Origin of the sequence: Paenibacillus allorhizoplanae, from assembly GCF_927798215.1 — a bacterium.
GTDB classification, from domain to species: Bacteria; Bacillota; Bacilli; order Paenibacillales; family NBRC-103111; genus Paenibacillus_E; species Paenibacillus_E allorhizoplanae.
The window spans coordinates 1-7,884 of sequence record NZ_CAKMMW010000013.1; the positions used below are offsets into that span (position 1 = coordinate 1).

9 protein-coding genes and 1 pseudogene are annotated in these 7,884 nt (G+C 43.2%); 4 read left to right on the forward strand and 6 right to left on the reverse strand.

The genetic code is table 11. The annotated features are described in order from the left end of the window. Nucleotides 1-685: 685 nt before the first annotated feature. On the reverse strand, nt 686-1,360 hold the full coding sequence (locus L6I86_RS20160) for an ABC transporter ATP-binding protein (protein WP_236289991.1): 675 nt from the start codon (nt 1,358-1,360) through the stop codon (nt 686-688). A 94-nt stretch (nt 1,361-1,454) separates the two neighbouring features. Continuing rightward, nucleotides 1,455-2,156 (reverse strand): RNA polymerase sporulation sigma factor SigK, encoded by a 702-nt coding sequence (gene sigK, locus L6I86_RS20165; RefSeq protein ID WP_236289993.1) that lies wholly within the window; start codon nt 2,154-2,156, stop codon nt 1,455-1,457. 330 nt (nt 2,157-2,486) lie between these two features. On the opposite strand from sigK, the gene L6I86_RS20170 reads away from it, so the two are divergent. The 4 genes and pseudogenes from L6I86_RS20170 (at nt 2,487) to L6I86_RS20180 (ending at nt 4,304) form a co-directional block, all read left to right on the forward strand. Then, nucleotides 2,487-3,395 carry an outer membrane protein assembly factor BamB gene (locus L6I86_RS20170; protein WP_236289995.1) on the forward strand — a complete coding sequence of 303 codons (909 nt, stop codon included), beginning with the start codon at nt 2,487-2,489 and terminating at the stop codon, nt 3,393-3,395. Between the two features lie 72 nt (nt 3,396-3,467). Beyond that, nucleotides 3,468-3,716 carry an Ig-like domain-containing protein gene (locus L6I86_RS20175; RefSeq protein WP_236290296.1) on the forward strand — a complete coding sequence of 83 codons (249 nt, stop codon included), beginning with the start codon at nt 3,468-3,470 and terminating at the stop codon, nt 3,714-3,716. A 66-nt stretch (nt 3,717-3,782) separates the two neighbouring features. Further along, nucleotides 3,783-3,884: pseudogene (locus L6I86_RS35945) on the forward strand (S-layer homology domain-containing protein); the annotation flags it as partial. Between the two features lie 24 nt (nt 3,885-3,908). Further along, nucleotides 3,909-4,304, forward strand: coding sequence for an S-layer homology domain-containing protein (locus L6I86_RS20180; protein ID WP_236289997.1), 396 nt, complete (start codon nt 3,909-3,911; stop codon nt 4,302-4,304). Between the two features lie 129 nt (nt 4,305-4,433). On the opposite strand, the gene L6I86_RS20185 is transcribed toward L6I86_RS20180, so the two are convergent. The 4 genes from L6I86_RS20185 to L6I86_RS20200 all read right to left on the reverse strand — a co-directional run. After that, the gene (locus L6I86_RS20185) at nt 4,434-4,667 is read right to left on the reverse strand and encodes a hypothetical protein (protein WP_236289999.1); all 234 of its coding nucleotides are present in this window, start codon (nt 4,665-4,667) and stop codon (nt 4,434-4,436) included. 27 nt (nt 4,668-4,694) lie between these two features. Continuing rightward, nucleotides 4,695-4,976, reverse strand: coding sequence for a hypothetical protein (locus tag L6I86_RS20190; protein ID WP_236290001.1), 282 nt, complete (start codon nt 4,974-4,976; stop codon nt 4,695-4,697). A 111-nt stretch (nt 4,977-5,087) separates the two neighbouring features. Beyond that, nucleotides 5,088-5,267, reverse strand: a complete 180-nt coding sequence (locus L6I86_RS20195; protein ID WP_236290003.1) for a hypothetical protein — start codon at nt 5,265-5,267, stop codon at nt 5,088-5,090. 219 nt (nt 5,268-5,486) lie between these two features. Beyond that, the coding region (locus L6I86_RS20200; protein WP_236290005.1) for an Ig-like domain-containing protein at nt 5,487-7,884 on the reverse strand (2,398 nt) is incomplete at its 5' end.

The window sequence follows — 7,884 nt, forward strand, 5'->3', positions numbered from 1 at the left end:
GTTTGTTCTGCGATTTAAACTTCATATAGAGCGTCCTCCTGGATGATGGGATTTTAAGGGCTATGACCCGTTGCGTACTCCCATCGTACCGAGGCGCTTATTTTTTTGCAAAGCTAAAAATTAACGCTCTACAGGAATGCTATTGAGCTATGCTGCCCGTTAGCGGAGTGAAGGGCTCTCGTTGCGAGTAGCCTATCGTCACTCTCGCTTTGATTTGATGAATGCATCTGTTTTAGCCATGATTCGTAAGTGCATAGGGCAACCTCCTTTAATCAAAATGACTCCCTAGAAATAAAAAAGTGAATGTTTACAAAAGTAAACATTCACTAACGAACTTTATTTTCCACTAACGATCTTTATTTTCCTTGATCACCAGCAAGTTGCACCTCCATAAAATAAGAGTATGATATCACTCTGTTTTTCCCAGATTTCTTTGTAACATACATATTTCCATTATTGGCCTTCTTACACTAAGTACGTTATTAACCCACTCTCTATTCTATCAAGTAATTCTAAGCAGACTATCACAAATGAAGATTTATTGTTCGAACGAAGACATCGTTTCCCTCTCACCAATATAAGAGGCCTCACTCACTGAATAGTAAAAGAATAACATCAGTTTTCCCGACATTAAAAATAGAACCCCACATATATCCCATGGAGTCCCTATCTTCACCATCTTATTCTAAACACCCTCTAACAACCGCCCATCCCGAAACCTCACAACCCGCTTCGCCTGCTGCGCTATAGCATGATCATGCGTGATCAAAATTATCGTTCTACCTTGATCATTTAACCTAGCGAATATATCCATAATCTCTATGCCTGTCTTCGAGTCCAAAGCACCAGTCGGTTCATCCGCCAAAATAATCGCAGGATCTCCTGCGAGCGTTCGTGCGATCGCTACCCGCTGCTGCTGCCCGCCAGACAACTCCGAAGGCAGATGCTTCCTGCGTTCTACCAAATCGACGGCTTCCAAAGCTTTCAATACCAGTGGCTCTCGTTCTTTCCGCGTCATCCCTCGATAAATTAAAGGCAACTCCACGTTCTCATAGGCACTTAATCGGGGCAGTAAATTAAAGTTTTGAAACACGAATCCGATTTTCCGATTCCGTATCTCGGCTAGCTGCCAATCCTTCATCTGGTTAATCGCTTTGCCGTCAAGAACGTACGATCCCGTGTCAGACACATCTAAACACCCGATGATGTTCATCAGCGTCGACTTCCCCGAACCTGAAGGCCCCATAATCGCGACAAATTCTCCTTGCTCAATAACTAATGACACATCATCCAACGCGCGAATCGTTTCCCCACCCATCATATATTGCTTACAAACATGATCAATTTGAATTAGGCTCATATCCTTCGCCTCCATTTCGCGATCCCAAGATCCCTAACAATGAAGAATGCGACTATACGAAACGTGTTAAAATGCTCCCCCTAACCTAGCAGCTTTACCGCTTCGCCTTATAAAACTCATGATAAAGCTTCATGAGCGCCCGCTTCTCAATCCGCGAAACATACGAACGTGAAATTCCCAATTCCTTCGCGATCTCCCGCTGCGTCCGCTCTTCGCCGCCTAGCTCCAAACCAAACCGACCGACAACAACTTCCTTCTCGCGGTCGTCCAAAATCTCCAAATTGCGATAAATCTTCGACTTTTCGATTTTCAATTGCACCGCATCCACCACATCATCAGCCTCGCTGCCGAGGATATCAATCAGCGTAATCTCGTTCCCCTCTTTGTCCGTGCCGATGGGGTCATGCAAGGACACATCTTTGCGCGTTTTCTTCAATGACCTTAGATGCATCAAAATCTCGTTCTCGATACATCGCGCCGCAAAAGTCGCCAGCTTTGTCCCTTTGTTTGGGGAGAAGGATTCGATGGCTTTGATCAGACCTATCGTCCCAATGGAGATCAAATCTTCCAAATCTTCTCCGGTGTTGTCGAATTTTTTCACTATATGTGCCACAAGTCTTAAGTTATGTTCGATCAGCTTATTTCTGGAATGCTCATTACCTTCAGCCATTTGCCGCAGATGTCTTTCTTCTTCTTCCTCGGTGAGTGGTTGTGGAAACGCGTTGTTCTTGACGTAGGACACAAGTAATGTGAGCTGCTTAATTAACATGGCAATCGTACCAAACAATCCTGGCATTCCAGCTACCCCCTTGAGCGTATTGCGGAGCATGTTGGCCTCGGTAGCCTCCGCTGTATAGAATAGTATTAGTCTATGTGGGTGTAAGCCTAGAAGTGCCTGTACGGAATAACTTACTTGACTATGTCGTGTTCAAAATTAATTCATTTAAGTTAACTCGCTGAGTACGTACGATACTCTGGCGAAAAAACTACCTTTAAGCATTGTCTCTTATGCTTTCATATTGAATAATCCTCATCGACATGAAATAATCAATGTAATATCTGTTATATAAAGGGAGAGTCTCCAGTTGAAGAATGTACGTTTCAAGGCGGTTTACTCGTATTATTCTTGAGTTTCGGGTCGACTTCCTTACCTGTCTCAGCTCAAATCACGATAGATCCTGTGCAGACGATTACGCCGATTACGAACCTTAACCCTAACATTAAGGACCTCATAACTTTTCAGAATTCTAGCTTTTTACAATTAAAATGGAAAGCTCCGACAATCGCATTATCGTATATCGGTACTCCCACCGTTGCTGCCGACGATACCATTTATTTTTCTTTTACAATACTAGCTGGAAACGGGATTGCGGCACATTTACCTGACGGGACGAAAAAATGGCGAATTGCAATCAATGAACAGATCTTAACATCACCTACCATCGATAAAGATGGCACCATTTATGTTGGTACTGGCCGAGCCAACGCGCCAGGCAAACTGATGGCATTTCGAGCAGATGGTTCATTGAAATGGTCTTTCACTACAGGCGATCAAGTCGCATCGAAAGATGGCATTCTGCATGCTCTAAATCCTGTGGATGGCACAGAAATCTGGTGGCTGGATATGGAGGTTAAAGCCCAAGTGAAGCTGGTTCTTGGCCCTGATGGCACCATTTATGTCGGATCAGATGATCATAAGCTTTATGCCGTTTCATCTGCCGGAAATAAACAATGGGAATTCGATCAAGGCAGCATCATATATGCGCCATCTGTGGGTCAAGACGGAACCATCTATTTCGGAACACAAGATGGAGAGCTCAACGCACTATTACCTAATGGAACGATAAAATGGCAATTCGCTGCAGGCGGCACAATCACCCCACCACTTATCGGGCCTAATGGACTTATTTATACCAACTCATCATCAAATAAAGCGATTTACGCGCTTAGCCCAGCTGGCACCATTCAATGGCAATACAATATTGCTACAAACGAGATTTTGCCATTATTCATTGGACATGATGGGACCCTCTAAGAAGTATCCACCATATTAGCCGATCCGGATGAAATTAAGTCCGAGGGCTTATTAGACCTGTTTATTTTGTACATGTACGCGCCTAAAGTTCCTGTGACAGCCATAACAATTAATAAACCTTCACTCAACCTTCAAGCTGGAGAACGAATCTCACTCAGCGCCGCGATTTCCCCCAGTTATTCATCCAATTTCAAAATAACTTGGAAAAACAGTAATCCAAACATTGCAACCGTAGACAGTAACGGGCAAATCAGTGCACTCATTCCCGGAACAGTAACAATAACTGCAACTTCCGGAGATGGCTTATCTACGCAGAGCTAGGTCACTGTCACAGAAGGAACAGGTCCTGCAACGACTACAAACGCAGATACAAGTCCCTTTACAGACACGAAAGGACATTGGGCAAATCCTGAATTTAATGCGGCCTACGAACGTAAAATCGCGAGCGGTTATCCGGACTTCTCATTCAAACCGAATGCTAGCGTTACACGTTCTGAGTTTACAGTTATGTTAATGAATGGTTTGAAGCCTAATTTAGACGGTGTACCGCTCACTTTTACGGATACGAACCTGGTAGAAGATTGGGCGGTAAAATCAGTCAAACAAGCCGTTCAGCTTGGCTTGATCAGCGGCTATCCCGATGGCACATTCCGACCGACAGTCAACATTACCCATGCAGAAATGATTTCCATGGTCGTCAAAGCCTTGGGTCTCCCCCTAATGGCGGGTATCCCAACAGGCTATTCCGATGATGCCGACATTCCAGATTGGGCTAAGCCAGCAGCAGTCATTTCTAGCAAAAACATTTTACTTGGCGGCACCATAGGCAATAACTTCGCCTCCTCTATGCTAACTACCAGAGCGGAGGCCGTTACAGCCATTGTTCGCATGCTCCATCTAAAGGCATAAAGAATTAAACCTCTTCCCCTAAAATAGACTTAGAAAAACCTCCGGTTAATCTAAACTATTTTAGTGGGTTTTTGGCATGGAAAAAGAGACACCCCAATGGATGTCTCTTCCTACAAGAGTACTATTATATTAATTCAACCCGATAAAATAAGGATCTATTTGTTGCAGTAACTGTTCAATTTGCCCTCTACTTAAATCAGTTCTTTGTTGCATTGTCAAAAGCACATCAACCATATCGCATACTTCGTCATTATTTAAATCTGCCAACATGATGGGCATACGATTTACGAATACTTGGTAATTTTGTGTGCTGCTCACTTCTACTACATAGTCCATTTGCGATGACTCAAACTCTAGTCTCATATTTATAACCAAACTGCCTACTTCGAGTTACCCATATAAACCAATAAAACTAACACCTGACCTATTGATGGTAAGTCCCCTGATTATGTGACCATTGCCGTCTATAATTCCTCGAAAAGCTGAGCCATCACTGCCTATCGGCAGCCAACCGTCCCCATCTTTGTAAGGACTAACATTTAAATCAATATCATCAATCAGTTTAAAATATAAACCTGGTTCCAAATTATTTCTGACATTATTTAGATGCTCAGCTGTTGAAATTTCATAGGGTTGTTCCTGAGTTCCAATTCCTCCAGCAAATCCTTCCAAATATTCGCATAGTTTAACTACACCAGGTGCTGGATCACCTTGTGCGAAAGTCGCCGTATCACATTTTACTCCATCGATTGATCTAGCATAAACAAAATTGGAATTTATCCCCTATCGCACTAATTTCTCACCTGTGAAGTGACAATCTGCCCCTTCACCAGCGCAGTTTACCCAATCGTTGCCTGCCGCGGCTACTTCACGGCTCCCGCCAAGTATCCCGATCGTTCCAACCAATACCATCATCCATACAAATAGAATAACCATTCCTTTTTTTAACGTGGAACGCAGCAATATTTCCCCTCCAAAGCTAGTAAAACTCTCTGACATACTTATTTCCAAAATAAAGCTAGTACTAGATCGCCGGTGCAAATATGCGACTTTATACCTGCTATCATATCACAATCCATATTTATTAAGTAAATAGTTTGTCAAAATAAACCATTACTTGTCTATAACATTTGATAGATCTCTATGCAAAAAAATAAGCCCCTTTTCGGGGCTTATCCAGATCTAGTCTATCATCGAAGAAATCAGACTCAGTATGAACGTAATATCATTCCGATCGATTCTACCATCCAGATTGAAATCTCGCGTTGGACTATTGGAACTAATAAAAGTAACAACATCATCAATTTGAATACGACCATCGTGATCATGATCCAGTAAATCGAAAGTAGAAATAGGAATAACTGCAAAACTCATTTCTGTGGAGATTATTCCATTGTTAGCGATGACTGTATACATCCCTGGTTCAGTATTTAGAGGCAAAATGAACCTTGAATCAAAGAAGGTACCATTAGTTACAGATACATCATTGAAGCTAGTTAAAACACTGTCGTTAGGGGCTAGGATTGTAATTGTCAATCCATTCAGATTGGTCATCCCTCTTAATTCAATTAATTCACCTTGTACTTTGGTTGAAATCGGGCTTAGTTTAATCTGAGGCGCATCTGATGTGATCGTGATAACTTTTTTCCCAACAATGCCAGACCCGTCATTTGCTCTTGCCTCAACCGTAACCGTCCCAATGCCAGTTGCTGTTAACAAGCCACTTTGACTAATTAATGCATTTCCCGTATTCCCATTTCCGTTCCCATAAACATGCCAGGTCACTGAAGAATTCGTTACGTTCAAGGGTAAGACGGATGCTTCCAACTGTAGTGTTCCGCCTATAACTACCGCATCTCTATTGGATGTTTCTTTTACAGAGATACTAATCGTCATAACAGGTACTTCTGGTACCGGTGTTATTGAGATAGCTGCGCTACCTTTGACACCTGAACCGTCAGTTGCAGTCGCTGTAACCGTAACAATACCTGGTTCAATAGCATGTAACACACCTAAATCACTGATAGTTGATGCTCCTGAATTTCCATATACACTCCATGTTACTGATGCGTTAGTCGCGTATTCAGGCAGTACATTTGCAATCATTTGCAGCGTATTCCCTGCAACTACTGAAGTTAGGTTGCCTGCTCCTTTAACTTCAATTTGACTAATAGGGATTGCAGTAATTGTGATTGTCGTACTTCCTTTAGTCCCTGATCCATCCTCTGCTGTTGCAATTACCGTAACTGTACCTACTTGTGTAGCAGTCAATAACCCCGTTGCGTTAATCGTCGCTTTACCTGTATTTGCGATCACACTCCAAGTTACATCGGTATTTGATGCATTCTCTGGCCATACAGCTGCTCTCATCTGCAAAGAGTATCCATTGGTTACCGTCGTGGCATCGTCAGCTCCAGTCACAACTATACTATTGACCAGTAAAGCAGCAATCGTGATGTTCTTCGTTCCCACAATGCCGGAAGTATCTTTGGCTGTGGCTTTGACCGTGACAGTACCTACTGCTGTTCCCCTAAGAATGCCGGTTGTCTCGTCAATTGCTGCATTTCCTGTTCCTGCTTCAACGCTCCAAGTTACCGATTGATTCGTTGCATTTTGCGGTAATACCGTCGCATTCATTTGCAACGGGCTACCATATGTAATACTTGTCACACTATTTGCACCTGAGACGATGATCTCTGTGACAGGTACCGCTGCAATCGTAATGCTTTTGCTACCAACAATATTCGAACCATCTTTGGCTGTGGCTTTAACAGTGACTGTACCTACCGCAGTTCCTGTTAATAATCCAGACGAACTGATCGTTGCAGTTCCTGTGCCTGCTTCAACGCTCCAAGTTACGGTAGTGTTCGTTGCATTCTCAGGTAGAACCGCTGCACTCATTTGCAATGAGCTTCCGTTCGAAACGCTTCCAGCTCCATCTGCGCCTATCACGACAATACTAGCAACTGGGATCGCTGCAATGGTGATGCTCTTGCTACCAACAATGTTCGAACCATCTTTGGCGGTAGCTTTGACCGTCACCGTACCTACGGCTGTTCCTGTCAATAAACCAGTCGGACTGATCGTTGCTGTTCCTGTACCTGCTTCTACACTCCATGTTACGGAAGGGTTCGTTGCATTTCCTGGTAACACTTTCGCACTCATTTGAAGTGTACTTCCATTGGGAATGCTTGTTACATTGTCTTCGCTACTCACGTCAATGCTTGTAACCAAAACTGGAACAATATCGATCGTCATCGTACCTACAACTTCGGATTCGTCTACCGCTGTAGCCTTGACTGTTACTGTACCTAAACTAGTTCCTCTCAACTCACCAGACGGACTAATCGTTGCTGTTCCTGTGCCTGTTTCTACGCTCCAAATTACGGAATTATTTGTTGCATTTCCTGGTAACACTTTCGCACTCATTTGAAGTGGACTTCCATTGGGAATGCTTGTTACATTGTCTTCGCTACTCACATCAATGCTTGTAACCAAAACTGGAACGATATCGATCGTCATCGTACCTACAACTTCGGATTCATCTACCGCTGTAGCCTTGACTGTTACTGTACCTAAA